The following is a 26,103-nucleotide window of genomic DNA, read 5'->3' on the forward strand; positions in this document are numbered from 1 at the left end:
ATGGCGGCGTGAGAACCGAAAATAATGTCCAAAATTACTGGACCAGATCAGCTTGCTCGCGAAGAACGATAACGCGGTATTTCAGGTAAATCGGAATTTCCAAGGAGCTCACAATGGCTGACCAAACCTCCCCCGCCCTGAAGGAAATTTTCAACGCCGAACGCCTCGCGCACATCGCCACCGAAATGACGGCGGTCTATCCCGGCTTTGATGCCAAGGCCTTCCTGAAACTGGCCAAAACCGGCCTCGCGGAGTTGTCAGTCATGCAACGCATAGCCTGCGTCAGCGAATGCCTGCACGCGGTATTGCCGCTCGGTTATGAAGAATCCCTCGACGTCCTGCGCGCCCTCGCACCGCGCCTGAACAGCGCCTTCGTCAGCATGTTTTTGCCGCACTACGTCGCAACCTACGGCGCTCACACATTCGATCTGTCGATGAATGCGCTCAAATATTTCACAGCCTTCGGCTCCTCGGAATTTGCGATCCGGCACTTTCTGCGCCGCGATATCGAGCGCTCGTTGGCGCTGATGCACGACTGGTCGCTGGATGACAACGAACACGTCCGGCGCCTGGCCAGCGAAGGCAGCCGACCGCGCCTGCCATGGTCGTTCCGCCTGGAACAGGTCCAGGCCGACCCGACACTGGCGGCTGCGATCCTCGACAACCTCAAGGCCGATGACAGTCTCTACGTGCGCAAATCCGTGGCCAACCACCTCAACGACATCACCAAGGATCATCCCGAGTGGGTGCTGGATCTGATCGAGGGATGGTCGCTGGAAAACAAGCACACAGCCTGGATCGCCAGACACGCCCTGCGCAGTTTGATCAAACAGGGTAACAAGCGAGCGCTGGCAATCATTGGCGCGGGCGGCAAGCCCGAGGTTGAAATCATTGACGTGAAGGTTGAGCCGGCGGTGATACGTCTGGGTGAGAAAATCACCCTGTCTTTCAGAGTGAAGTCCACGGTCCCGGATAGTCAGCGATTGGTGATCGATTACGCTATCGATTATGTCAAAGCCAACGGCAGCACCTCGGCAAAGGTGTTCAAACTTAAAGCCCTCACGCTGTCCGACAATGCCAGCGAAGCCATCAGCCGCAGTCAGCACATCAAGGAACTGACCACCCGCAGGCACTATGCCGGCCAGCACGCGGTGCACATTCTGGTAAATGGCGAACGCTTGGCCAGCACCCAATTCCGAATTATCGCTGACGCTCATTAACACCCACACCAGAGCCCCCCGGCAGCATGCGCGTGAGCGTGTTGTCCCGGACCCAATAGTGATGGAACAACCCCGCCGCTGCATGCAAACCAATCAACCAGTAGCCGGTGCTGCCAAGCAATTCATGCCAATGCTTGAGTTGCTTGGCCAGATCGGGATCAACCGCAACCGGCGCCGGCAAGAAAAAGCCGAAATACGGCATCGGCTTGCCCCCGGCGGCCAGCATCAACCAGGCCAATAGCGGCGTAGCGATCATCAGCCCATACAGCGCCAGGTGCATGAGGTGCGAGACGCCGGCCTGCCAGGTGGGCGGGGTCGGGGTAATCGATGGCCGGGGCGTGAGGCGCCCGAGCAAGCGAACCCAAACCAGCACAAAAATGCTCAACCCGAATATGCCGTGCAGCCCCAGAAACAGGCCCTTCAGGGCATGTCCACGGGGCAACAATCCTTTGATCTCGATGCAACCATAAACGCCGACGAACAGCGCCAGCATCAGCCAGTGCAAGGTGATCGAGAGTTTTCCATACCGGTGTACTGCTGAATCTCGGGTCATACAGGGCCTCGTGAAGATCAGTGGCGGCTGCCGACTCATTTCGTACAGCCTGGATCCGGTTTCGTCGAACCGACCGGCGCCACCCTGCCCGTCCAGTCTTAAGACAATCTGAAGGTCACCTTCAGACTCCGTTAAGAATTGCCTCTGATACTCCTCCCGAACTTACTCAGGGAGGCGTTCTTGCCCATGCCCGATTTCGACTGGAACATCCCTCTGCCCCTGCACTTCGGTCAAGCCGAAACCCCGCAGATGAGTCTGGCCAGAGCCTTGCCGGACGATCCCCAGCGTCCGGTCTTCGAAGCCTTTATCCAGCAACGTTTTCGAAAGGCTCATGGCGCCGACATCCGCCAATTCATGCCGCAGCTGTTCGGCATGAGCGATGCGTCAGGCACGCTGTGTGCGGTGGCTGGCGTACGACTGGCCAGTGCCGAACCCTTGTTTCTGGAGCGTTACCTGGACGAGGCGATCGATCCGCTGATCAGCGACGCTGCCGGCCAACCCGTGGACCGGGCCGGTATTGTCGAGGTCGGGAACCTCGCCGCCAGCGATACCGGCAGTGCGCGCCTGAGCATCATTGCCATCACCTACCTGTTGGCAATGGGCGGGCTGGAATGGGTGGCGTTCACCGGCAACATCGGGCTGGTGAATAGTTTTCATCGCTTGGGCTTGAAGCCAGTGACGCTCTGCGCCGCCGATCCTGTGCGGCTGGGCGACGACCGTCACCTCTGGGGCAGTTATTACGAGAGTCAGCCATGGGTGCATGTCGGCAACATCCGCGCCGGTTTCATCCATTTGCGCAACATCGGTCTGTTCAATCGCCTGGGGTTGCCGACGTCCCTTGAGGAGTCCAGCCATGTCGCTTGAAATGGAGCGCTTCAAACAGACCCTGCGCAGTCATGCCGAACGCAAGACCAACGCCATCACCTTGTGGGGCGATCAGTTGAAACTGGACTACGCCACGCTGTACGCCGAGGTCATGTACCGCCAACAGCGTCTACGCGATGAGCACGTCAACGTGGTCGCGCTGGCGCTGGACAATGGCACCGAGGCGATGCTCTGGGACCTGGCCGTACTGTTCGAAGGCCTGACCTGCCTGACGTTGCCGCCCTTCTTCAGCCCGGCACAACGCAATCATTGCCTGCAACAGAGCCAGGCCGAGCTGGTGATTGCCGAACCGGAACTGGAAGCCGAACTGCAGGCGGCCGGCTACGAGAAGACCGGCGCATTCTGGCGTCGCACCTTCAGCGGTCCGAACCGGATACCCGAAGGCACCGCCAAACTGACCTTCACCTCAGGCACCACCGGTACGCCCAAAGGCGTGTGCCTGAGCGCCGAAAGCCTTTTGCAGGTGGCCCGTGAACTGGATCAGGCGAGCAAGCCCACCGATCCGCGGCATCACCTGGCACTGCTGCCCCTGGCGATTCTGCTGGAAAACCTCGGCTGTTATGCCGCGCTGTATGCCGGCGCGACCTTGAGCGTACCGAGCCAGAAAACCCTGGGCATTCAAGGCGCCAGCGGTGTCGATGTACCGCGGCTGTTGGGTTGTCTGGCCACCCGAAAACCGGAAAGTCTGATCCTGGTGCCGCAGTTGCTGCTGATGCTGGTCAGCGCCGCCGAGCAAAAAGCATTCAACCCCCAATCGTTGCGTTTTGCCGCGGTCGGTGGCGCACGGGTTTCCGAAGAGTTACTGCATCGCGCACAGCGCATCGGCATTCCGGTTTACGAGGGTTACGGGTTGTCGGAATGCTCGTCGGTGGTGTGCCTCAATCGCCCGGGCGCGCGCCGCCCGGGTAGCGTCGGCCGGCCCCTGCCCCACGTCGAGATTCGCCTGGCCGACGATGGTGAAGTGCTGGTCAAGGGCTCGACCCTACTTGGCTATCTGGGGCAAGCGCCCTTCAGCGATGATTGGTGGCCGACCGGCGATCTTGGCGAGTTCGACCCGGAAGGTTTTCTCTACCTCAACGGGCGCAAGAAGCATCAGTTCGTCACCAGTTTCGGCCGCAACGTCAATCCGGAATGGGTCGAGGCCGAACTCACTCAGCGTCGTCACATCGCTCAGGCGTTCGTCTACGGCGAAGCGATGCCGAGCAACCACGCCCTGCTCTGGCCCCATCGGCCGGACTGCACCGATGAAGAGCTCGCCGCCGCCGTGGCCCAGTCCAACGAGGCCTTGCCCGATTACGCCCAGGTTCATCACTGGACCCGTCTCGATCAACCGTTCACCGCCGCCAATGGCTTGCTGACCGCCAATGGCCGACCGCGCCGCGACGCCATCGTCGAGCGTTACCGGGCGCAGCTCACTGAACCCGTTTTTTCCGAGGAATCCGCATCATGAGTTTTTTCGACACCCTGCAAGAAGCCACCCTGCAAGAACGCCACGAGTTGTTCAACCTGCCGATCATCCGCGATGCCCTTGAGGGCAAGGTCAGCCTGGACAGCTACCGCGCCTTTCTCGCCCAAGCCTACTACCACGTGCGCCATACCGTGCCGTTGATGATGGCGTGCGGCGCACGTCTGCCGCTGCGGCTGGAATGGCTGCGCAAAGCGGTGTGCGAGTACATCGAGGACGAATACGGCCACGAACAGTGGGTACTCGACGACATCGAGGCCTGTGGCGGCGACAGAGAGGCGGTGCGTAACGGTCGTCCCTCGCTGCCAATCGAGTTGATGGTCAGCTTCCTCTACGACCTGATTGCCCGAGACAACCCGGTGGGCCTGTTCGGCATGGTCAACGTGCTGGAAGGCACCAGCATTGCCCTGGCCACCCACGCGGCCGGCAGCATCCGCGAACGCCTGGCGCTGCCGGAAACCGCCTTCAGCTACCTGAGCTCCCACGGCTCGCTGGATATCGAACACATGCAGACCTACCGCCGGCTGATGAACACACTCGAAGACCCGGAGGATCAAGCCGCGGTGATTCATGCCTCGAAGGTCGTTTACAAACTCTATACCGACATGTTCCGCGGCCTGCCCCGCGATGGGGAGAACTTGCATGCAGCTGCATGAAGCCCGTGTGGTTTTGACTGGAGCCAGCGGCGGTATCGGCCTGGCCATTGCCAGCGCCCTGTGTGCCAGTGGCGCGCGGGTGTTGGCCGTATCCCGGCACCGGGAGTCGCTGGAGCCCTTGCTCGAACGCTACCCGCTGCACCTGTGTTGGGTCGGCGCTGACCTGACCGTCCCCGGCGACCGACGCAAAGTGCTGGCCGCGGCCGAAGCCATCGGCGGCATCAACCTGCTGGTCAATGCCGCCGGGATCAATCACTTCGCCATGCTCGAACAGCTCGATGACAGCGAGATCAATGCGATGCTGGCGGTGAACATCAGCGCACCGATCTGCCTGACCAAGCTTTTGCTGCCGCTGCTCAAGCAAGCCGAGAGCGCCATGGTGGTAAACGTCGGCTCGACCTACGGCTCCATCGGCTATCCCGGTTACGCCAGCTATTGCGCCACCAAGTTTGCCCTGCGCGGTTTCTCCGAAGCCCTGCGCCGGGAGCTGGCCGACACCCGGGTCAGCGTGCTTTACGTTGCCCCCCGGGCGACCCACACCAGCATGAACAGCCCGGCGGCCCAGGCGCTGAACGATGCGCTCAAAGCCAATGTCGACGATCCGCAAACCGTCGCCTCGGCGGTCATCCGCGCCATTGCCGGTGACCGCCGCGATTTGTACCTGGGCTGGCCGGAACGCTTTTTCGTCCGCCTGAACAGCCTGTTGCCGCATCTGGTGGACCGTGGTTTGCGCAAGCGGTTGCCGCTGATCCGTCGCCTCAGTCAGAAGCCCGATAACGAGAGCCTCAAACCATGAAAAAAATCGTCACTTGCCTGCTGCTCGGATTGTTGAGCCAAAGCGTCTGGGCGCTGGACGCCGCCGATCAGCAGCGCCTTAATGGCATTCAGCAAAGCTGGGCGCACATTCAATACGAATTGCCCGCCGACCAGCGTACCGCGGCCTTCGAAAAACTCGCGACCCTGGCCTCGGCGTTCACCCAAGAACGCCAATCCCTGGCCGAAGCGTGGATCTGGTCCGGCATTGTCACCAGCAGTTGGGCCGGAGCCCAGGGTGGCCTCGGCGCCCTGAGCAAGGTCAAGGCCGCCAAAGTCGACCTGGAAAAAGCCCTCACCATTGATCCCAAGGCCCTGCAAGGCTCGGCCTATACCAGCCTCGCGGCGCTGTATGATCGCGTGCCCGGCTGGCCCCTCGGTTTCGGCGATGCCGACAAGGCCGAACAACTGTTAAAGCAAGCCTTGCAGCTGAACCCGGCCGGCATCGACAGTCTGTACTTCTGGGGTGATCACCTTTACCGTCAAAAGCGCTATGGTGAAGCCAAGGACGCACTGCAAAAAGCCCTGCAAGCGGCACCGCGTCCTGGCCGGGAAAGCGCCGACGCCGGGCGCCGCAAAGACATCGAAGCATTACTGGTGGACGTGAACAAGAAACTCAACTGACAGGAGTCCGCGTGCGCTTATTACTGATCGAGGATGACATGGCCCTCGGCGAGGGCATTCATCAGGCCCTGGGCCGTGAGGGTTACACCGTCGACTGGCTGCAAGACGGCAGCAGTGCCTTGCATTCGCTGCTCAGCGAGACGTTTGACCTGGCCGTGCTCGACCTCGGCCTGCCGCGCATGGACGGTCTGCAAGTGCTGCACCGCCTGCGTGAAAGCGGGTCCAACCTGCCTGTACTGATCCTCACCGCCCGGGATGCCACCGAAGACCGCATCGCCGGACTGGATGCCGGGGCCGACGATTACCTGATCAAGCCCTTCGACCTGGCCGAACTCAAGGCTCGCCTGCGGGCCTTGTTGCGGCGTAGCGCCGGTCGCGCCCAAGTGCTGATCGAACACGCCGGCATCAGCCTGAACCCCGGCACCCAGCAAGTCAGCTATCAAGGCGAGCCGGTGGCGCTGACGCCCAAGGAGTATCAACTGCTCCACGAATTGCTTTCGCCGCCGGGCCGGGTCATGACCCGCGATCACCTGATGCAACTGCTTTACGGCTGGAACGAAGAAGCCGAAAGCAACACCCTGGAAGTGCATATCCATCACCTGCGCAAGAAGTTCTCCACCGACCTGATCCGCACCATTCGCGGTGTCGGGTACCTGGTGGAGGAGCGTCGATGACTTCGATCCGGCGTCGCACCCTGACGCTGATCATCGGCCTGATGCTGACTGGCCTGGCGATCATCAGCGTACTCAACCTGCACGACAGCAATCACGAAATTGCCGAAGTCTACGACGCCCAACTGGCCCAGAACGCCCGGCTGCTGCAGGGTGTGATGCGCATGCCGCTGGCCAGCAATGAACACGCCGAACTGTATCAAGCGTTCAACAAGGCCTTGAGTGAAGCGGTGCCGAGAGTCGATGGTCATCCCTATGAAAGCAAAATTGCCTTTCAGGTATGGAATCGCAAGGGCGAAGTGCTGGTGCACACCGCCAGTGCGCCCTCCTTCACGACCCCGCCGACGAAATCCGGTTTCAGCGATGTGGTGGATCTGCACAACCGCCATTGGCGGGTGTTCATGCTCGAAGACAAACAGAGTGACCTGCGCATCTGGGTCGGTGAACGGGACGACGTACGTGCGGACCTTGTAGACCGGATCGTGCGTCATACCCTGTGGCCCAATGTGCTGGGCAGCCTGATATTGGCGACCATGGTCTGGCTGGCCATTGGTTGGGGGCTCAAACCCCTGGCCAATATGGCGGAAACGTTGCGGGCACGGCACAGCGGTTCTCTGGAGCCGTTGCAACTGACCCCGTTACCCAGCGAACTGGAACCGATGCAAGCAGCGCTCAACCGCATGCTCGCGCAAATTCAAGAAGTGCTTGGCCGCGAGCGGCGCTTCATCGCCGACGCCGCTCATGAATTACGCACGCCGCTGGCCGTGCTGCGGGTGCATGCGCAAAACCTGCAGGAAGCCGGCACGGAACAGGAACGTCGCGAATCCCTGGCGTTCCTGATTGCCGGGGTCGACCGCACCAGCCGCCTGGTCAATCAGCTGCTGACCATGGCCCGTCTCGAACCCAAGGCCGTGGCGCCGGTGCTGACCAGCATCGACCTGAGCGAAACCGTGCGCGCCAGTCTGGCCCAGCTCACACCCTGGTTATTGAGCAGGAACCTGGAACTGGCCTTCGACGTCGATGACCAGCCTTTTGAAGTCCTCGCCGACGCCGCCGCCATCGACATCGCCCTGAACAATCTGGTCACCAACGCTGCGAATTTTTCACCGGAACATGGCGTCATCACCGTGCAATTGAGCCAAGAGGACGGGTTCTACAACTTGAGCGTCCAGGACCAGGGGCCGGGCATCGACGAAGCGGATCGTACGCGGTTGTTCGAACGTTTTTACAGCCGAGCAAATACCGGGGGCGCGGGGTTGGGGCTGACCATCGTCAGCACCATAGCGACGCGGCTGGGTGGGCGGATTACGCTGGTCAATTCACCCGAAGGCGGGCTGCGGGCGACCCTGTCGATTCCCGATGGCCAGAACCACAACTCTGTGCAACGGACCACCCGCGAGCTGCCGCCCAATGGCTGAATGACTACAACCCCGCTCCTACAGGGGAAGGGTGCATGCGGCACATCCTGTTCGTGGCCGCTGAACAATCTGTGGCGAGGGCGCTTGCTCCCGCTGGGCCGCGAAGCGGCCCCAAAAAAGGGGCCACTGCACAACCCTGCGTCAGTCACTCACTCACTCACCACAGCAGCCCATACCTACTCGGGCGTATCAATGTGATCCAGCACCCGGATCGCGGTGATCTCCGCCACCATGATGCTGTTCGAAATACCCAGCAGGGCGTGACGCGCCTCACCCTCTAGATGATCTACCAACTGATGGACCATCACATCGACCGAGGCCAGCGTCTCGACCAAAAAAACCGCCAGGGTTTCGGCAGTAGCCTCTGGGTTCACGGAAAACAGGGTGCTGGGCTTACGCGCAGTGGCTTTGATGTCGGCATTCGACGGGAAGTGGAAGTCGAGAGCCCGCTTGGCGGCCTCATTGAGCTGCTTTGAATCGGGTTCGTACGGGGATATCGGATCGGTGTCCGGCGGATTGGGCGTAGGTTTGATCATGAAGAAACTCCTGATTGTTCACTAGGAGCTACCAGCATCACTTGCAGATGATGGGTGGCAGCTATGTGCGGGTCTGCAAGACCGGGAAACCAGGAACCCGACAGATCCGAAGATCTCCCGCACAAAGCCGCCATTACGCGGACATAAACGAGCGTCCTTTGGCAGGGCTATGCGACTGGTATTCCGGCGGGCTTGCAGACCCGATCACTGACGAGCAGTGACGGGAATCAAGTTACCGACGGGCTCCTAGACGCACAAGCCGGCGGATTCTGTCTTACCTGTAGGCGGTGGCGCAAGGCGTTGTAGCTCTTAGGTGGTAACGGCAAGCTTCATTTAAACGATCGCGATTTTTCTTGTTTAAATGGGCTGTAGGCTAGGTGGGTGAACTCGCCAAATAATACGCAACCAACGCATTGGCATGTCCGTGCCCCATACCGTGTTCAGCCTTCAGCCAGGCCACCATTTCCATATGCTTCTTGCCGCTCACCGTTTCCAGCAGATCCAGCCAGTGGTCGATTGGCTGGCCGTATTTTTTCTCGATTGACGGGAAGTACGACGCCGGGCCTTTCACTTTTGTATCTTCGGTCATGCTGCAAGCTCCCTTGTTCACGGCGGAGTGTCGGTGGACGCTCCCTGTCTTCATCCCACGAATTGAAGGCCAGGACGGCTGCGCTGTCTAGCCGGAACAAGCTCGCAGAGCATTTGGGAAAGTGAATCTGACACTCTCCCAAGATCAAAAGATCGCAGCCTTCGGCAGCTCCTACACCTATCCCTGTAGGAGCTGCCGAAGGCTGCGATCTTTTGATGTTTGTTATCCCAGCAATAACCCCTGCTCACGCTCACACAAATCCACCACGTAATCCCACCACACCCGCAGCCGCACGGACTTGTGCAGCTCGCGCCGCGTACTGATCCAATAACTGCGCTGGATGCTTTCGTCCGGCAGCAACGGTACCAAGTCCGGATCGGTGCTGGCCATGTAGCACGGCAACACGGCGATCCCCAACCCCGAGCGCGCGGCCTGTTGCTGGGCGATGACGCTGGTGCTGTGAAAGACCACCTGGGGGTTGCGGCAGAAGCTGTTGAGGAACATCAGTTCCTGGCTGAACAACAAGTCGTCGACGTAGCCGATCCATGCATGACGACCGAGGTCTTCACGGCTGCGCAACGGTGGCGAGCGGTCCAGATAGGCCTGGCTGGCGTAGAGCGCCAAGCGATAGTCAGTGAGTTTGCGGGTGACCAGCATGTCGGCGGCCGGGCGTTCCAGGTGAATACTGATCTCCGCTTCGCGGTTGAGGATGCTGACGAAGCGCGGCACCGCGACCAATTCCACTTCCAACCCCGGATAGCGTTCGAACAATCCGTTCATACGGCTGGCGAGGAACATGATGCCCAGCCCTTCCGTCACCCCGACGCGGATCTTGCCCAGCGGCGCGGATGATTGGGTGATTTCTTCCTGAGCCAGCAGCGCGACGTTTTCCATGGCCTCGGCGTGTTTGAGCAGCGCTTCGCCGGCCGGGGTCAATTCGTAGCCTTGTGCATGCTGAACGAACAGCGCAGTGCCGAGGCTTTTTTCGATGGCTTCAATATGCCGGGCCACGGTGGCGTGGGTCGTGTTCAAACGGCGAGCGGCGGTCAGCAAGCGGCCGCTGCGCTGCAATTCGAGAAAAAACCGCAGGTCATTCCAGTCGAACATGAACCATCCTTGACGTTATGCCGTTAATGACGCTGTTTAAAAACGCACAGCAGCTGCGCAAAAACTAACATTTTTTTAACGAAAGCTAACAACTAGGATGACCGACAACAAGAACAACAATACGAGGTCAGGGATGCAGACTTCCCTTGATGAATACGACTACATCGTGGTCGGGGCCGGGCCGGCCGGTTGTTTGCTGGCCAATCGACTGTCAGCCAACCCGCAACACCGCGTGCTGCTGCTCGAAGCCGGCGGCCGCGATAACTACCCGTGGATTCACATCCCGGTGGGTTACCTGTTCTGCATTGGCAACCCACGCACCGACTGGTGCTTCAAGACCGAAGCGCAATCCGGTCTGCAAGGCCGCGCCCTGAGCTACCCGCGCGGCAAAGTGCTCGGCGGCTGTTCCTCGATCAACGGCATGATCTACATGCGCGGCCAGGCTGGCGATTACGACGGTTGGGCGGCCGAGGGCAATGCCGGCTGGAGCTGGCAAGACGTGCTGCCCCTGTTCAAACAAAGCGAAAACCATTTTGCCGGCGACTCGGAATTTCACGGCGCTGCCGGCGAATGGCGGATCGAGCGCCAGCGGCTGTCGTGGCCGATCCTCGACGCCTTCCGCACCGCGGCCGAACAAACCGGCATCCCCAGCATCGATGACTTCAATCAGGGCGACAACGAAGGCTGCGGCTATTTCCAGGTCAATCAGAAAGCCGGGATTCGCTGGAACGCGGCCAAGGCCTTTCTTAAACCGATCCGCCAGCGCGCCAATCTGACGGTGCTGACTGACGTTGAAGTGGACCGCGTGCTGCTGGAAAACGGCCGTGCCTCAGCAGTCAGCGCACGTTGGCAAGGCCAGGCGAAAACCTTCAAGGCTCGCAAGGAAATCGTGCTGTGTGCCGGTTCCGTCGGTTCACCAGGCATTCTCCAGCGTTCCGGTATCGGCCCTCGTCCGCTGCTGCAAAAACTGGGCATCGGCGTTGCCCATGAACTGCCCGGCGTGGGTGGCAACCTGCAGGACCATCTGCAACTGCGGCTGATCTACAAACTGGAAAACGCCCGCACCCTGAACCAGATTGCCGGCACGCTGTGGGGCAAGATGGGCATGGGCCTGCGTTATCTGTATGACCGCAGCGGCCCGCTGTCCATGGCCCCGAGCCAACTCGGCGCCTTCGCCCGTTCGGGGCCGGAGCAGACCTCGGCGAACCTCGAATACCACGTGCAACCGTTGTCGCTGGAGCGTTTCGGCGAACCGCTGCACGCCTTCCCTGCCTTCACTGCATCGGTCTGCGATCTGCGCCCGCAAAGCCGTGGCCGGATAGACATTCGCTCCGCTGACCCGCGGGAAGCGCCGCTGATTCAGCCCAACTACCTGAGCCATCCCGAAGACTTGCGAGTGGCGGCAGACGCCATCCGCCTGACTCGTCGCATCGTCTCCGCACCCGCGCTGCAAGCGTTCAAACCGGTCGAGTATCTGCCCGGCGACAGCTTGCAGAGTGAAGAGCAATTGCATGAAGCAGCCGCCCGGATCGGCACAACGATTTTCCACCCGGTGGGCACCTGCCGGATGGGCAACGATGCGGACGCGGTAGTCGACGCCGAGCTGCGCGTTCACGGCATTCCCGGCCTACGCATCGCCGACGCCTCGATCATGCCGCGCATCACCTCGGGCAACACCTGTTCGCCGACGTTGATGATCGCCGAGAAAGCCGCGCAACTGATCCTCAGCCCTTCGCCTATAGACCTCTCCCCTGGAGCGGGCTTGCTCGCGAAGGCGGCATTACATTCAACATAGAGGTCGACTGACCCACCGCTTTCGCGAGCAAGCCCGCTCCCACAGGGGATCGCACTAGATTTAAGGACGTTGAAATACCGCCGCAAGGACTACGCAACACCAGTGGAACAACAAAAACAATCACTGTGAGGGATACCGATATGTCAGAACATGTTCAGCCCCTGGAAGCCGTCCGCAGCGCCGGCACCAGTCAGGAAACCCAGAAAGTCATCTTCGCCTCGTCCCTCGGGACGGTGTTCGAGTGGTACGACTTTTTCCTCTATGGCGCCCTCGCGGCGGTCATCAGCAAACAGTTCTTCGCCGGGGTCAACGACACCACGGCGTTCATCTTTGCGCTGATGGCCTTCGCCGCCGGCTTCATCGTGCGACCGTTCGGTGCGCTGGTGTTCGGACGGTTGGGGGACATGATCGGGCGTAAATACACGTTCCTCGCGACTATCGTCCTCATGGGCCTGGCAACCTTCTGCGTCGGCTTGCTACCGACTTACGCGAGCATCGGCATTGCCGCGCCGATCATCCTCGTGGTGCTGCGCATGCTCCAGGGTCTGGCGCTGGGCGGTGAGTACGGCGGCGCGGCCACTTACGTCGCGGAACACGCGCCGATGGGCAAACGCGGTTTCCACACCAGCTGGATTCAGTCCACGGCCACCCTCGGTTTGCTGCTGTCGCTGTTGGTGGTGCTCGGTTGCCGTTACTTCACCGGCGACCAGTTTGAAGTCTGGGGCTGGCGCATTCCGTTTCTGCTTTCAATCGTGCTGCTGGGCATCTCGACCTGGATTCGCTTGAGTCTGCATGAGTCGCCTGCGTTCGTGAAAATGAAAGGAGAAGGCAAGCTTTGCAAGTCGCCGCTGCGCGATTCCTTCGGCAAATGGGACAACCTCAAAGTGGTGCTGATTGCGCTGTTCAGCATCAACGCCGGGCAAGCGGTGACCTTCTACGCGGCGCAGTTCTATGTGCTGTTCTTCCTCACCCAATTCCTGAAAATGGACCCGGCCCTGGCCAACAGTCTGCTGATCGTCAGCGTAATCATCGGCGCGCCGTTCTTCATCTTTTTTGGCTGGCTTTCGGATAAGGTCGGGCGCAAACCGGTGCTGATGATCGGCCTGTTGCTGGCCACTGCGCTGTACTTCCCGATCTTCAAGACCCTGGCTCACTACGCTAACCCGGCCATCGATCAGGCCAGCCGCCAAGCCCCGATCACCGTACTGGCCGACCCGGCCACCTGCACCTTCCAGTTCGACCCGGTGGGCAAGGCCAAATTTGATAGCCCGTGCGACAAGGTCAAAACCTTCCTGGTCAAACAGGGCCTGCCCTACAACAGCGCAGCGGCCCCGGCCGGCAGCGCTGTGCAGGTCAGCATCGGCGAAGTGAAAATCGATGGCTACGATGAAGCGGCCCTGCGCGGCGCGGTGACCCTGGCCGGGTATCCGTCACAAGCCGACACCCAACAGATCAACAAACCGATGATCGTGGCGCTGATCGTCGCGCTGATCATCATCTCCGCCATGTGCTACGGCCCGCTGGCAGCGCTGATGGTTGAACTGTTCCCGACCCGCATCCGCTACACCTCCATGTCCCTGCCCTACCACATCGGCAACGGTTGGTTTGGTGGTTTCCTGCCGACGGTGTCGTTTGCCTTGGTGGTGTACACCGGGGATATTTTCTACGGGCTGTGGTACCCGGTGGTGATTACCGGGGTGAGCCTGGTAGTGGGAATGATCTGTTTGCGAGAGACGAAGAATGTGGATCTGGACAAGAACTGACGGCATGCATCTCTAGCGGAGGCTTACCTGTGGGAGCGGGCTCGCGAAGAGGGAGTGTCAGTCGACATCAATGTTGTCTGGCACACCGCCTTCGCGAGCAAGCCCGCTCCCACATGGATTGCGTTCAGACAATAAGCCCTTGCCACGTTGCTTTCCGCACCTCAGGTATCGAGCACCTCAAAAGTGACCTCTTCAGGATAAAACGCCACATACCCGCCAATCTGCGCCACTGACACCTTGGGGTCCTCATAACTCCATACCGCATTGGCACCTTCATGCCCGGGGATTTGCAGGCTGAAATAGCTGGCATCGCCCTTGTACGGGCAATAGCTGGTGTGGTCGGTGCGGGCGAAATATTGTTCGGCGATGTCCTCACGGGGGATGTAGTACACCGGAGGATAATTGGCCTCATGCATGACCAGCGCCCGAGTGGACGATGCCACCTGTATGCCATGGAACTTCACCACCACGCAGCCGGGTTGAGGGCTGATGGCGATGGGATTACCGGGTCCGGGGGCTTTCATGGAGTAGGATCCTCTGTCGCTGCTGCGCTGTATCGCGATCCGACAGGTATACCTCATGTTTCGGCATCGCGACTGCTTCACAGCCGAACGGAGCTTGCTTGGGCTACAGTGAGGTCCCCAAAACAGCATGCCCCACCAGGAGAGCAGCATGGACATTGCCAACATCCCCTTCGGCACCACCGACTGGTCGCAAATCGAACCCACCGAACACCCTGGCGAGACTGGCAGCGCCCTGTGGCGCACCCGGCAGTTCGGCGCGATTCGTGCGCGCATCGTCGAATACACGCCGGGGTATGTGGCCGATCACTGGTGCTCAAAAGGGCATGTGCTGTTTTGCCTGGAGGGAGAACTGCACACCGAACTGGAGGATGGTCGAGTCTTCGTTCTCACGCCGGGCATGAGCTATCAAGTGGCGGACAATGCCGAAGCGCATCGGTCATCCACCGCCATTGGCGCCAAATTGTTTGTGGTGGACTGACCGCTGTCATCAACCGCAACAGCTTAAGCTGTACATCCATACAGATAAAGATTGCTCCATCGCTCATCAGCCGCCATTCTGTGCACCTCTCGAACACTGATCGACGATGGTGGTTATGCAGCTGTACCTCTGTGAAAAACCTTCCCAGGCCAAAGATATTGCGGCCGTGCTCGGCGCCAAACGCCGGGGCGACGGCTGCTGGCTGGGAACGGGCGTCACGGTGACCTGGTGCATCGGCCATCTGCTGGAAACCGCACCGCCGGATGCCTATGACGCGCGTTACAAGCGTTGGGTGCTGGCGGATCTGCCGATCATTCCCGAAAAGTGGAAGATGACCGTCAAACCGCGCACGGCCAGCCAGTACAAGGCGGTCAAACGCTTGCTCGGCGAGGCCAGTGAACTGGTGATTGCCACCGACGCCGACCGTGAGGGCGAGATGATCGCCCGGGAACTGGTGGAGCATTGCCGTTATCGCGGGCCGATCCGGCGATTGTGGCTGTCGGCGCTGGACGATGCGTCGATCCGCAAGGCACTGGCGGCGCTAAAGCCGGGGGCCGAGACGTTCAGCCTTTATCATTCGGCATTGGGGCGCTCCCGGGCCGACTGGTTGATCGGGATGAACATGAGTCGGCTGTTCACCCTGCTGGGGCGTCAGTCCGGCTATCAGGGTGTGCTGCCGGTCGGTCGGGTGCAGACGCCGACCTTGCGCCTGGTGGTGGATCGCGACCGCAGCATTGCCGATTTCGTCCCGGTCGCTTATTGGGCGATCGATGTGCAACTGCTGCACGACGGCACCGCGTTCACCGCCCAGTGGCGTGCAGCCTCCGACGTTTGCGACGATCAGGACCGCTGCCTGAATCAGGCGCTGGCTCAGAAAGCCGCTGCGGCCATTGGCGGTGCGGCGAGCGCTCGGGTGATCAAACTGCGCACCGAGCGGATGCGCGAAGTGGCGCCTTTGCCGTTCGATCTGGGCACGTTGCAGGAAGTCTGCTCGAAGAAACTCGGGCTCGGGGCTCAGGAAACCCTCGATATCGCCCAGGCGCTGTACGAAACCCACAAAGTCATCACCTACCCACGCAGTGACTGCGGCTACCTGCCGCTGAGTCAGCACAGCGAAGCCCCAAGTATTCTTGCTGCGCTAAGGCAGGCTGATCCGGCATTGAACGCCTTGCACGATCACCTGGAGCCCCAGCGCCGCTCACGGGCCTGGAATGATGCCAAGGTCAGCGCTCACCACGGCATAATTCCCACGGCGGCGGCGAAAAATCTCGACCGACTGGCAGGCAAGCAACGGGCGGTCTACACCCTGATTCGTGCGCGTTACCTGGCGCAGTTCCTGCCCAATCATGAATACGACCGGACCCAGGCCGACTTCGACTGCGCCGGTGAAGCCTTGCGTGCCGTGGGCAAGCAGATCGTCGAGCCCGGCTGGAAACGCGCCCTGCCCGAGGCTCTCGCACCAGCCAAGGGCCGCGAAGCACCGGCACCACAAACACTGCCGGCATTGGCCGAAGGGCGTGACTGCGCAGTGGCCGACGTGAAGCTCAAGGACCTCTGGACCCAGCCGCCCAAGCCGTTCACCGAAGGCGATCTGATCAAGGCGATGAAGAACGTCGCCAAACTGGTGGAAGATCCACTGCTCAAGCAAAAGCTCAAGGACACCACCGGCATCGGCACCGAAGCGACGCGCGCCTCGATCATCCAGGGCCTGTTGGACCGCGGTTATCTGATCAAGAACGGCAAGGCCCTGGCCGCGACACCGGCGGCTTTCAGCCTGATCGACGCCGTGCCGCGCGCCATTGCCGATCCCGGAACCACGGCGATCTGGGAACAGGCCCTGGACATGGTGCAGAGCGGTGAAATGAGCCTGGAAGAATTCGTCACCAAACAGGCTGCATGGATGAGCAAGCAGGTGGCCCGTTGCGCCGGCCTGCACCTGACCATCAGCGGGCCGGCAAGCCCGGCCGGGCGTGGCGCCACACCGTGGAAAAACAAGCGAAAACCGGCCAAACGCAAGCCCTCGACCGGCACCAAACGCGCGGCGAAACCGGCGGGCAAGGCTTGAGAGCAGTTCGAGCGAACCTGAATGGTCTAGTGTTCTTCAAGCCCGGCAACACACAATCCATGTGGGAGCGGGCTTGCTCGCGAAAGCGGTGTGTCAGGCGACATCAATGTTAACTGACACACCCTCTTCGCGAGCAAGCCCGCTCCCACAGGGTCCGCGCCAGGCAACAGCCCTGCTTTCTGAAAAGGTACGACCATGACGACAATCAGAAGCCAGCCCTCGATAGAACTGCACGCCGCTCAGCGCGACGAACTGGAAACCATCGAAAACCTGATGCAGTTCTACGTGTATGACTTCAGCGAATGGCTGCCGCTGAAGCTCGGGGAACATGGCTTCTTCAACATCCAGCCCAGGCTTGATTATTGGCGCAATCGCGCAACCAGACCGTTTCTGATCAAGGTTGACGGCGAACTTGCCGGTTTTGTGACCGTGGATAACGAAACCCATATCGTCGGCGCCGAGCACAACATCGGCTACTTTTTTGTCAGTCGACACTTTCGTGGCCAAGGCGTCGCGAAGTTTGTCGTCTCTGCCCTCTTGAACCGGTTCCCCGGTCAATGGCAGATTTTCCACATCGATGCCAACCAGCCTGCGCGGGGGTTCTGGGCCAGGGTGATGCCTGATCTCACGGGCGGTGAATTCACCCTGCATCACCTGCCGATCGACGGTTATCCGTGCACCGTTTACCGCTTTAAAACATCGTAGCCTTCGGCACCCGCACAAACCCCGTAGGAGCGAGCGGTGCGGCGATCCGACTTGCCCGCGAAAGCCATCACGCGGACAAACGGCAGGACCGCGTCATCGTTCTTCGCGGGCAAGTCGGATCGCCGCACCGCTCGCTCCTACGGGGCCGGTGTGCCAGCCACGCCTGACTTTCTAATTCCAAAATCACTTTGTCCGACAATATGTAGTGAACAAAAATAATCACTACAAAACCGTTGACGCCTCCGATTTGCCCTTGCATGATGCAGACATCTCCCCGATCGGGAGTACAGGCAACACGTTTGAGCAAGCTCGTCTGACCGCCGAGCTGTTTTCCCCGGATACACGCTGCCCACAAGGCAGATTGAAGAAGCTGACCTGGCCTGAACGTCCAGTACAAGGGCGAGAAGCGCTGGCGATCAATCCTCATGAAGCTTGTGGCCGACCCTGAAAACGTCGGCAGTGGCCTCCAGGTTTTCGCTGCTTCTCCTCGTTGTGACGCTATTGCGTAGCAGTTATTCAACACGACTACATGCAACAGACGCGGGCCCCCGTCGTATTGACGGCCAACCGCTGACGTCCTGGTTTCGGTGCCAGGGATCAACTAACCGATGGGCTACCTGTATTAGCGAATCAACTTTGAAAGATCACCAAATGGTCAAGGGGCTTACAATGAATCTGAACAATCAACCTACTATCGATGAACTGGCTCGCTTGTTCGCTGCGCAAAAAGACAGCCAGGACAGCCATATTCTGTGGATCAGCAAATCGGGCCAGGTTCATATCGACTGCCTGTCGCCCCATGCCCACGAAGAAGCGTTCGACCGGAGCAACCAGAACCTGCTCGCCCGACTGAAGATGTACCGTCGCGGCCAGGGTTATGTCGGCAAAAAAGCCGCGGCCGACAAAGACTTCATCGGTAATGTGCTGCAAACGCTGAAACAGGCGTGGGCATCGATGCAGAACCAGAACGAAGTTCGGGTGATTGATCGGTTGTATTGATAACCCCCCTCAGTAATGAAAAAAGGCCCCGCTCGGAATATCCAGCGGGGCCTTTTCGTTTGTCTCGTGCGCACCAAACAAAGCTATGGTTAACCGTATGCCCTGCTGGATCTCTGGAGGCTTGCGATGAACAAAATCCTGATATTCATAGTGTTGGCGATGGCGAATGTTGCCCATGCGAAAACCCTCCCTGGCATTCCATCATTCGATGTGGACTGCCCCGGTAAAGTCGTCGTCCATGCGGATCAGGACGGCCCGGTATTGATCAACAGTAAAGAGGCGGTAACCAAAGCCATCAACGATCGCCGCTTCGAAGCCAGGGGTTCGGGCATCACGATTACGATCATCCTCGCCGATGACGATTCGGTGACCGTGTCCTCCACCGGCAAGGCTCCCAATGGGCTGTGCCAATCAGTGGATGACTGACTTCGCCGACTCGACCGCAGCCGCGCCCAATACCAGATCCATAAAGGCCAGCGACGCCGCACTGTGATAATTGTTTTTGCGCCGAAGCAGCGCGGCCCCTCGGTTGGGCGCCTCCCCCAGCAGCGGAATTTTACGCAATGCCCGTTCCGCAGTGGCGATGGGTTCCGGCAGGATGGTGGCCATCGGCGCATGGCGAATGACCTCCAACAGCGTACTCACCGAGTTCACCTCGATTGCCACTTTGGGCGTGATGTTCTGTTGCCGAAAATACCCGTCGATGGAGGATCGAGTGATGAAGTCCGGCGTCAGCAACGCGAACTCCAGTTGCGCCACCTCCTTTGGCGATAGCGGGCTCTGGCGCTCGTACAACGGATGACTACGCCCGACCATCACGCCCAAGGTCTCGACAAACGCCGGCACGCACTCGATGTCGGGGCTTCTCACCGGGGTAAAGGCAATGGCAATGTCCAGCGAGTCATCGAGCAACCCGGCCTCGATGTCATCCATCGATAACTCGAAAATCTGCAGATGGATGTTCGGAAACTTCGCCACGTAGTCGCGCACCAACGGCCCCACCAGATACGCCATGAACGTTGGCGTCATGGCCAGTCGCAAAGTGCCGCGAGACAAGTCTTTCACGTCATGCAGCGCGCGTTTCCCCGCTTCAAGTTCCACCAGTACCCGACGGGCACTTTCGATATAGGCCTGCCCCGCATCGGTCGGTTTGACCGTGCGCGAGGTGCGGTCGAACAGGTTGACGCCCAGGGTTTCCTCCAGTTGCCGGATCTGCTGGGACAGCGTCGGTTGAGAGACGTGCAAAGCCTCGGCGGCGCGGGTGAAGCCACCGTGGTCGGCGACTGCCAGCAAGTAGCGCAAATGTCGGAGCAGCATGGGACACACCATCTATAGGCAGGACTTATGCAAAGCATTGTATATCGGTCTTGGACGCTATTGATCAATCGACCGAAGATGGCTGCACTTTCCAGCGACAACCGATAGGAGTCACACCATGCAACAGTCCCATGCTTACCAGGATCCGAGTCTGGCCCTGACCACTTCGATCCTCGATGCCAAGGCGCGCAAGAATCTGTCCTGGCAGGATCTGACCGACGGCACCGGCCTGGGTTTGGCTTACGTCACCGCCGCCCTGCTCGGCCAGCATCCGCTGCCGGAAGCCGCTGCCAAGGTGATTGGCGAGAAACTCGAACTGGACGCCGATGCCGTGGCTCGCCTGCAGATCATTCCGCTGCGCGGCAGCCTCTCGGGTGTCCCGACCGACCCGACTATTTATCGCTTCTACGAAATGATCCAGATCTACGGCACCACGCTCAAAGCCCTGGTTCACGAGCAATTCGGCGACGGCATCATCAGCGCGATCAACTTCAAGCTGGACATGAAGAAAGTTGAAGATCCGGAAGGTGGTTCCCGCGCAGTGATTACCCTGGACGGCAAGTTCCTGCCATTGCGTCCGTTCTGAAATCGACTAATGCCAGTCAATTAAGATTTTGAACACTGCCCCCTGTGGGAGCGGGCTTGCTCGCGAAAGCGGTGTGTCAGGCGACATCAATGTTGACTGTGCCGCCGTCTTCGCGAGCAAGCCCGCCCCCACAGGTTCTGCACTTAACTGCCCCCCTCATTCATTGCAAGGAAATCAGCCATGAAAGCGCTCATCGAAGGTTTATTGAAGTTCCAGAACGAAGCCTTTGTCCAACGTACCGACCTGTTCAAACACCTGGCCACCACCCAGCATCCCGGCACTTTGTTCATCACCTGTTCCGACAGCCGTGTGGTGCCGGAACTGTTGACCCAGCAAGAACCCGGCGAACTGTTCGTGGTGCGCAATGCCGGTAATATCGTGCCGTCTTACAGCCCGCATCCCGGCGGTGTGTCGGCCACGGTCGAATATGCGGTCGCGGTATTGAGTGTGACGGACATCGTGATCTGCGGGCATTCGGATTGTGGCGCCATGACCGCCATTGCCCAGTGCAAATGCATGGATCACCTGCCTGCCGTCAGTGGCTGGTTGCAACACGCCGAGTCGGCCAAGGTGATCAACGACTCCCGCCCTCACGCCAGCGACGCAGCCAAGGTAAGTTCGATGGTCCGGGAAAATGTCATCGCCCAACTGGCGAACATCCAGACTCACCCGAGCGTGCGTCTGGCTCAGGAGAAAGGCCTGCTGAATCTGCATGGTTGGGTTTATGACATCGAGACCGGTTCGGTCGATGCTCTGGATGCCAGCCGTCGCAACTTCGTGTCGCTGGCCGAGCACCCGGACACCTGTGCGGTGTATGGTCAAGCGGTCGCAGCCGCCTGAAGGCTTCACCCGCCCGAGCTGCGCCAGGCTTGGTGCAGCATTACAAAAAGGGGCACGCGCGCGACTACACCCGTCCTCGGTTCCCGACCGGGACTCACAAGATCGTCACTGTCATTTATCGTCAATCTTTTTAGACGATTGTGACCGACGCTCGGAGGACTCTTCGGCATTGGGCGCTTCTGGAAAACTGCCCGGCGTGAACACGTGAGTGAGCAATTCGCTGGCATCGATATCGACGACACCATGAACCGAACGGGCCAGAGCAACAGCCTGCTCACACTGCCTATGAGTGTTGACGCGGCCGCTCAATGCCACCCTGCCCGCATGGGTTTTGACATGGACATGCAGGCCAAGGGTTGAGTCGGCCAATGCCAGGGCGGACTTCACCCTGGTGGTAATCCACGTGTCGTGAACGACCGCTTCCAGGTCATGAGAGTAATGTTGAAAGGAATGAAGTTTCATGGCGCAATCCTCTCTCAGATGCGCCGCCCGCCCCACCGCAGACATGCACACACATTAAGTATAGTGCGTGCCGTTGCCTGCGGTCGGTGGGGGGCTGTCCCTGATGCCGGTAAGTTAATAAGAGCGACGAAAATCCTGTGGCGGGCTTGCTCGCGAAGACGGCGGCACAGTCAACATTGATGTCGCCTGACACACCGCTTTCGCGAGCAAGTCGAATCGTCGCACCGCCGCTCCCACAGGTTTGCGCGGCTGTTCTGGAGTGCCGTTTCAGCGTTTGACCGACAGATCCGTCTGCGTCATGCGACTACGGATGGTGAACACACCATCCCCCGAGAGAATCGCGCTGCGTGCAAACAGGCGCCCACTCTCCCAGTTCGAAAGCCCCAGTTCCGGCTTGTTCAGCGCGTACTGCCCGTCGACCCAGCGGGTAATCCCGTTGCCAACAAAAGGTGCGTTGACCGCGTTGTAGAAACGCTCCTGCGCCGGGGCACCTTCACTGATCAGCGACACGGTGAATTGCGGGCTGTAGCGGTTGAACAAGGCGATGGCCTGGTCCAGGTCGTCGACGATCTTCAGGCTGACTTCCGGGGTTTCTTCCCATTCCCACTCGCGCCCCAATTGATCTTCGGGCAGCGGTTCGGCCAGCGCTTCGGTCTGATAGCCTTCGGCGCGGTACACCTCGACGTTCGCGGTCTGCCAATCGGTTGGCAAATGCTGCTCGCTACCCTCGACGATGTGCAACTTGCAGCCCTGGCCCCGAGCGGTGCCGGCCTGTTGCAGTGCGTCGAGAAACAGCGGCACCAGTTCAGCGGCTCGATCGCGGTGGATCAAGCAAACGTTGAGGGTGTTGCAAACTTTGCGGTCCAGCGAGTTGCGCACCACGGCGGCAAAGCGCTGGGCATCGGCATCCTTGTCGGCGATCAGCCACGCGCCGCCGGTGCCGTGCAGGCTGACGGCAGTGCCGGCCTGTTGCGCGATGCTGCCCAACTGGCTGACCGCACGTCCCGACCCACGGGCCACGGCCAGCGACAAGCGTCGGTCGGCGAACATCGCCCAACCGGCGGCGTGATTGACGCTTTCCACCAGCGAAACTGCTCCGGTCGGCAATCCGGCGTCAGCCAATGCAGGATTCAATGCATGGGTGACGATGGCCTGGGCGGTGCCCAACGCATCGCTGCCAATGCGCAGCACCGCGGTGTTACCGGTGCGCAATACACCGGCGGCGTCGGCAAAGACATTCGGCCGGCCTTCGAACACGAACGCGACGATGCCCAGCGGCGACACCACTTGCTCGACTTTCCAGCCGTCATGCTCGACGCAGCTTACGACCTTGCCGCGGGTGGCCGGTGCATCGCGCCAGGCCCTGAGGCCGGCGATCATGTCGCCGCGCATGCGTTCATCGGCGAGCAACCGCGTGGTGGATCGCCCGCGAGCCTTGGCCCGCTCGATGTCGGTCAGGTTGGCAGCCGCAATCAAGGCCCAGCATTCAGGCGTTTCCAGGCGTTGAGCAAAGTGATCGAAGAACTCGCTGATGGCGTGATCCGAGACGCTGGACATCGCAGCGAACGCCACTTCGGCACGTTCGATGGCGACCGCCGCCGCTTGCTGGTCCGCCACCGGGATCAGCAGCAATTCACCGCTGACCTGCTCTACCAGCAGATGGTCGCCGGGCTGAAAGCGCGCCGCCAGCTCGGGGCTGACGACCGTGACACGATTACCGGCAAAAGGGATCGGCGTGCCAGCAACTAGACGTTCGAGCGCAAGAGACATGAAACGGTTTCACCATGCAGGGGGACGGTCGGAAAATGTATAGCAAAATTCGCGGAGCGTCATTCACCGGGGGTGCAGTGGCGGTTACTTTTTCGCCAGTCGAAATACATCTTGCTCCAGGCGATTGCTCCCCTGTCTGCGCCACGCGGCGTTCGCGTCATAGACCACCAGCAGCAAGGGCTCTTCTACGCCGGCGGTGCTGACAAAGGTCATTCCTTCGGCATGATCGCAACCTTTATCCTCTCCTTGCCCATAAGGAACCTCCAGGACCGGCGTCAATTGTTCGCTGAAGACAAAACTTTCGTCTGTTGGCCTGGCGCCGTCGTGCCATCGAAATAAGCTGACAGGCCCGTCGAGGTTCATTGTCGGCCCGGCCAGGATCAACATGTCGTCACCCTCGATGCACAAATCCCTGACGCCGAGTCCGCCCAACTGGAGAAAATGCTTTCGATATTTGCGCCCCTTGGGCCCGATTTTTTTCAGCGTCAGCGTGTGAGCAGCCTTGGGATGGTCCTCGGGTTCGATCTCCAGAACAATGGTCCAGCCCCGCAGCACAGGCCCTCGCAACCCGATAAAAACACGCTTGCCGTTGATCTCGAGGCCTTCGGTATCGAATCCGTTGTCCTTACCGGGAATGTGCAGAAATGCCCCCACATGCTCGTCGTCCTTGAGCTCATCGAGCAATTCGTTACCCAGGTGATTGCCGGCCAATTGGGCCGCGACTCGATCATCGCTGGTGGTGCTTTTCACCAAAGTGAACGTCCCGTTTTCTTCGACCACCGGAATCCGGGCCAGGAGAAAACGGTTGCCATCGCTGCTGACAGTTGCCAGACGCTCGGCGTTTTTCTTCAGGGACTTGCTGCTGTCGGGTTTTTTCCGTTTCAGGCTGTGAGACCCCACGATCCAGAGATACCCCGTGTCGCGGTCGTAGCTCATGCCTTCCAGGTCTGCTTCAACGATTTCTTCGCCAATCGTCGGGATGGCCGGCAGCGCCAACAGGGACGCCAACGAGAACTGTTCGTGCTGGTCAAACAGAAACTCGCCCGCACCGGCGGGCTCACGCAGGGTGAGGCGCTCCAGGCTCAAGGATTCATCATTGGCGACCCACAGGGTGTCGCCTATCTGGACCACGGCAGACAACCCTTTGCGCAAATGAGTGTCCGGGTCATTGAAGACTAGAAGCGCGGAACCGAAATTCACCATGAAGTCACCCGCTCCTTCACCCGTTCAGGTGAGTCAAAGAATGCCTGCTTCACGGTAGCGGTCATCGAGCGCTAGTCAAGAAATGCCATCAGAACACCGACCAGCCAATCCGCTGACTCAACAATTCCAGCGCGGCCATGCCGGCGAGGGAGTTACCGGCGGTGTTCAACTCCGGAGACCAGACGCACACCGTGAATTGCCCCGGCACCACCGCGACGATGCCCCCGCCCACGCCGCTCTTGCCCGGCAAACCGACGCGATAGGCGAAGTTACCGGCTTCGTCATACAGCCCGCTGGTGGCCATGATCGAGTTGACTTGCTGGGTCTGGCGGGCGCTGAGGATCTGGGCGCCGCTGTGTTTGCAGAAACCGTCGTTGGCCAGGAAGCAGAACGCCCGGGCCAGATCCACGCAACTCATGCGCAACGAGCAATGGCTGAAGTAGCTGCGCAGCACCGCTTCGACGTCATTATGAAAGTTGCCGAACGATTGCATCAGATAAGCCATGGCCGCATTGCGCGCGCGGTGTTGGTATTCCGATTCGGCGACTTTGCCGTCCACCATGACATTCGGGTTGCCGGACAAACGCCGGACAAAATCGCGCATCGACAACGCCGGCGCGGCAAAGCGCGACTGGTTGATGTCGCAGATCACCAGCGCACCGGCGTTGATGAAGGGATTGCGCGGGCGCCCGCGCTCGAACTCCAGCTGCACCAGCGAGTTGAACGGCTGACCGGACGGCTCGTGACCCAGGCGCTCCCAAATGGCTTCGCCGGAATGGTCGATGGCCTGCACCAGGCTGAACACCTTGGAAATACTCTGCACCGAGAACGGCGTGTCGGCGTCCCCCGCGTAAAACAGCTCGCCGTCGTTGCCATACACGGCAATGCCCAACTGATTGCCCGGCACCGTGCCGAGGGCGGGAATGTAGTCAGCCACTTTGCCCTGACCGATCAACGGTCGGACTGCGTCAAGGATCTCGTTCAACAGCGCTTGCATGCCGGGTTCCGAAGTCTCGCCCCATGGGATTGCGGGGACACTGTCGCTAGACGTCGCTGGTC

The 26,103-nt window shown here is 60.1% G+C and carries 27 protein-coding genes; 17 read left to right on the forward strand and 10 right to left on the reverse strand.

Annotated elements, in window-relative coordinates:
* Positions 1-113: 113 nt before the first annotated feature.
* Positions 114-1,220 carry a DNA alkylation repair protein gene (locus IC37_RS01540; protein ID WP_030130804.1) on the forward strand — a complete coding sequence of 369 codons (1,107 nt, stop codon included), beginning with the start codon at positions 114-116 and terminating at the stop codon, positions 1,218-1,220.
* On the opposite strand, the gene IC37_RS01545 is transcribed toward IC37_RS01540, so the two are convergent.
* Positions 1,201-1,773: a cytochrome b gene (locus IC37_RS01545; RefSeq protein WP_030130803.1), complete on the reverse strand. Its 573-nt coding sequence runs from the start codon at positions 1,771-1,773 to the stop codon at positions 1,201-1,203. The two genes, IC37_RS01540 and IC37_RS01545, sit on opposite strands and share 20 nt — an antisense overlap.
* 186 nt (positions 1,774-1,959) lie before the next feature.
* On the opposite strand from IC37_RS01545, the gene IC37_RS01550 reads away from it, so the two are divergent.
* Genes IC37_RS01550 through IC37_RS01580 form a run of 7 tightly spaced genes read left to right on the forward strand, consistent with a single transcriptional unit; the run spans position 1,960 to position 8,305 of the window.
* Positions 1,960-2,637 (forward strand): thermostable hemolysin, encoded by a 678-nt coding sequence (locus tag IC37_RS01550; protein WP_030130802.1) that lies wholly within the window; start codon positions 1,960-1,962, stop codon positions 2,635-2,637.
* On the forward strand, positions 2,627-4,108 hold the full coding sequence (locus IC37_RS01555; RefSeq protein ID WP_030130801.1) for an AMP-binding protein: 1,482 nt from the start codon (positions 2,627-2,629) through the stop codon (positions 4,106-4,108). The genes IC37_RS01550 and IC37_RS01555 overlap by 11 nt, the downstream gene beginning before the upstream one ends.
* Positions 4,105-4,779 (forward strand): TenA family transcriptional regulator, encoded by a 675-nt coding sequence (locus tag IC37_RS01560; RefSeq protein ID WP_030130800.1) that lies wholly within the window; start codon positions 4,105-4,107, stop codon positions 4,777-4,779. Before IC37_RS01555 ends, IC37_RS01560 begins: the two co-directional genes overlap by 4 nt.
* Positions 4,766-5,575: an SDR family oxidoreductase gene (locus tag IC37_RS01565; protein ID WP_030130799.1), complete on the forward strand. Its 810-nt coding sequence runs from the start codon at positions 4,766-4,768 to the stop codon at positions 5,573-5,575. The genes IC37_RS01560 and IC37_RS01565 overlap by 14 nt, the downstream gene beginning before the upstream one ends.
* Positions 5,572-6,216 carry a tetratricopeptide repeat protein gene (locus tag IC37_RS01570; protein WP_030130798.1) on the forward strand — a complete coding sequence of 215 codons (645 nt, stop codon included), beginning with the start codon at positions 5,572-5,574 and terminating at the stop codon, positions 6,214-6,216. Before IC37_RS01565 ends, IC37_RS01570 begins: the two co-directional genes overlap by 4 nt.
* 11 nt (positions 6,217-6,227) lie before the next feature.
* A complete protein-coding gene (locus tag IC37_RS01575; RefSeq protein ID WP_030130797.1) occupies positions 6,228-6,890 on the forward strand; it encodes a response regulator in 663 nt (220 codons plus the stop codon).
* A complete protein-coding gene (locus tag IC37_RS01580) occupies positions 6,887-8,305 on the forward strand; it encodes an ATP-binding protein (RefSeq protein WP_030130796.1) in 1,419 nt (472 codons plus the stop codon). The genes IC37_RS01575 and IC37_RS01580 overlap by 4 nt, the downstream gene beginning before the upstream one ends.
* Before the next feature lie 176 nt (positions 8,306-8,481).
* Here the strand turns inward: IC37_RS01580 and IC37_RS01585 are convergent, their stop codons facing one another.
* The 3 genes from IC37_RS01585 to IC37_RS01595 all read right to left on the reverse strand — a co-directional run bounded on the left by IC37_RS01585 (position 8,482) and on the right by IC37_RS01595 (position 10,537).
* Positions 8,482-8,841 carry a DUF6124 family protein gene (locus tag IC37_RS01585; protein WP_030130795.1) on the reverse strand — a complete coding sequence of 120 codons (360 nt, stop codon included), beginning with the start codon at positions 8,839-8,841 and terminating at the stop codon, positions 8,482-8,484.
* A 373-nt stretch (positions 8,842-9,214) separates the two neighbouring features.
* Positions 9,215-9,430, reverse strand: a complete 216-nt coding sequence (locus tag IC37_RS01590) for a DUF4287 domain-containing protein (RefSeq protein WP_030130794.1) — start codon at positions 9,428-9,430, stop codon at positions 9,215-9,217.
* A 222-nt stretch (positions 9,431-9,652) separates the two neighbouring features.
* Positions 9,653-10,537 (reverse strand): LysR family transcriptional regulator, encoded by an 885-nt coding sequence (locus tag IC37_RS01595; RefSeq protein WP_030130793.1) that lies wholly within the window; start codon positions 10,535-10,537, stop codon positions 9,653-9,655.
* 133 nt (positions 10,538-10,670) lie between these two features.
* On the opposite strand from IC37_RS01595, the gene IC37_RS01600 reads away from it, so the two are divergent.
* Together IC37_RS01600 and IC37_RS01605 are read left to right on the forward strand one after the other, a co-directional pair.
* Complete coding sequence (locus IC37_RS01600; RefSeq protein WP_030130792.1) at positions 10,671-12,332, forward strand: GMC family oxidoreductase; 1,662 nt, start codon at positions 10,671-10,673, stop codon at positions 12,330-12,332.
* 140 nt (positions 12,333-12,472) lie between these two features.
* Positions 12,473-14,095, forward strand: a complete 1,623-nt coding sequence (locus IC37_RS01605; protein WP_030130791.1) for an MFS transporter — start codon at positions 12,473-12,475, stop codon at positions 14,093-14,095.
* Positions 14,096-14,256: 161 nt separating this feature from the next.
* Here IC37_RS01605 and IC37_RS01610 read toward each other — a convergent pair whose 3' ends face one another.
* Positions 14,257-14,619: a DUF427 domain-containing protein gene (locus IC37_RS01610; protein WP_030130790.1), complete on the reverse strand. Its 363-nt coding sequence runs from the start codon at positions 14,617-14,619 to the stop codon at positions 14,257-14,259.
* Between the two features lie 148 nt (positions 14,620-14,767).
* On the opposite strand from IC37_RS01610, the gene IC37_RS01615 reads away from it, so the two are divergent.
* The 5 genes from IC37_RS01615 to IC37_RS01640 all read left to right on the forward strand — a co-directional run bounded on the left by IC37_RS01615 (position 14,768) and on the right by IC37_RS01640 (position 19,292).
* Positions 14,768-15,097 (forward strand): DHCW motif cupin fold protein, encoded by a 330-nt coding sequence (locus tag IC37_RS01615; protein ID WP_030130789.1) that lies wholly within the window; start codon positions 14,768-14,770, stop codon positions 15,095-15,097.
* Positions 15,098-15,212: 115 nt separating this feature from the next.
* On the forward strand, positions 15,213-17,162 hold the full coding sequence (locus IC37_RS01620) for a DNA topoisomerase III (RefSeq protein WP_030130788.1): 1,950 nt from the start codon (positions 15,213-15,215) through the stop codon (positions 17,160-17,162).
* Positions 17,163-17,357: 195 nt separating this feature from the next.
* Positions 17,358-17,867 carry a GNAT family N-acetyltransferase gene (locus tag IC37_RS01625; RefSeq protein ID WP_030130787.1) on the forward strand — a complete coding sequence of 170 codons (510 nt, stop codon included), beginning with the start codon at positions 17,358-17,360 and terminating at the stop codon, positions 17,865-17,867.
* A gap of 669 nt (positions 17,868-18,536) precedes the next feature.
* Positions 18,537-18,866 carry a hypothetical protein gene (locus tag IC37_RS01635; RefSeq protein WP_030130786.1) on the forward strand — a complete coding sequence of 110 codons (330 nt, stop codon included), beginning with the start codon at positions 18,537-18,539 and terminating at the stop codon, positions 18,864-18,866.
* A 126-nt stretch (positions 18,867-18,992) separates the two neighbouring features.
* Positions 18,993-19,292, forward strand: coding sequence for a hypothetical protein (locus IC37_RS01640; RefSeq protein WP_030130785.1), 300 nt, complete (start codon positions 18,993-18,995; stop codon positions 19,290-19,292).
* On the opposite strand, the gene cynR is transcribed toward IC37_RS01640, so the two are convergent.
* Positions 19,278-20,183: a transcriptional regulator CynR gene (cynR, locus tag IC37_RS01645; protein WP_030130784.1), complete on the reverse strand. Its 906-nt coding sequence runs from the start codon at positions 20,181-20,183 to the stop codon at positions 19,278-19,280. The genes IC37_RS01640 and cynR overlap by 15 nt on opposite strands.
* Before the next feature lie 118 nt (positions 20,184-20,301).
* Here cynR and cynS point away from each other — a divergent pair, with 118 nt between their 5' ends.
* Both cynS and IC37_RS01655 read left to right on the forward strand, forming a co-directional pair.
* Positions 20,302-20,769: a cyanase gene (gene cynS / locus IC37_RS01650; protein ID WP_030130783.1), complete on the forward strand. Its 468-nt coding sequence runs from the start codon at positions 20,302-20,304 to the stop codon at positions 20,767-20,769.
* Positions 20,770-20,949: 180 nt separating this feature from the next.
* Positions 20,950-21,609, forward strand: a complete 660-nt coding sequence (locus IC37_RS01655) for a carbonic anhydrase (protein WP_030130782.1) — start codon at positions 20,950-20,952, stop codon at positions 21,607-21,609.
* A gap of 111 nt (positions 21,610-21,720) precedes the next feature.
* Here IC37_RS01655 and IC37_RS01660 read toward each other — a convergent pair whose 3' ends face one another.
* The 4 genes from IC37_RS01660 to glsB all read right to left on the reverse strand — a co-directional run bounded on the left by IC37_RS01660 (position 21,721) and on the right by glsB (position 26,041).
* Complete coding sequence (locus IC37_RS01660; protein WP_030130781.1) at positions 21,721-22,071, reverse strand: BON domain-containing protein; 351 nt, start codon at positions 22,069-22,071, stop codon at positions 21,721-21,723.
* A gap of 267 nt (positions 22,072-22,338) precedes the next feature.
* Entirely contained in the window at positions 22,339-23,841 is a 1,503-nt protein-coding gene (locus IC37_RS01670) for an aldehyde dehydrogenase family protein (RefSeq protein WP_030130780.1), read from the reverse strand.
* Positions 23,842-23,925: 84 nt separating this feature from the next.
* A complete protein-coding gene (locus IC37_RS01675) occupies positions 23,926-25,044 on the reverse strand; it encodes a DUF3616 domain-containing protein (RefSeq protein ID WP_030130779.1) in 1,119 nt (372 codons plus the stop codon).
* 88 nt (positions 25,045-25,132) lie between these two features.
* Entirely contained in the window at positions 25,133-26,041 is a 909-nt protein-coding gene (glsB, locus tag IC37_RS01680; protein ID WP_030130778.1) for a glutaminase B, read from the reverse strand.
* Positions 26,042-26,103 lie beyond the last annotated feature (62 nt).

Origin of the sequence: Pseudomonas sp. QTF5 (assembly GCF_000512695.2) — a bacterium.
In the GTDB taxonomy this organism is placed as follows: domain Bacteria; phylum Pseudomonadota; class Gammaproteobacteria; order Pseudomonadales; family Pseudomonadaceae; genus Aquipseudomonas.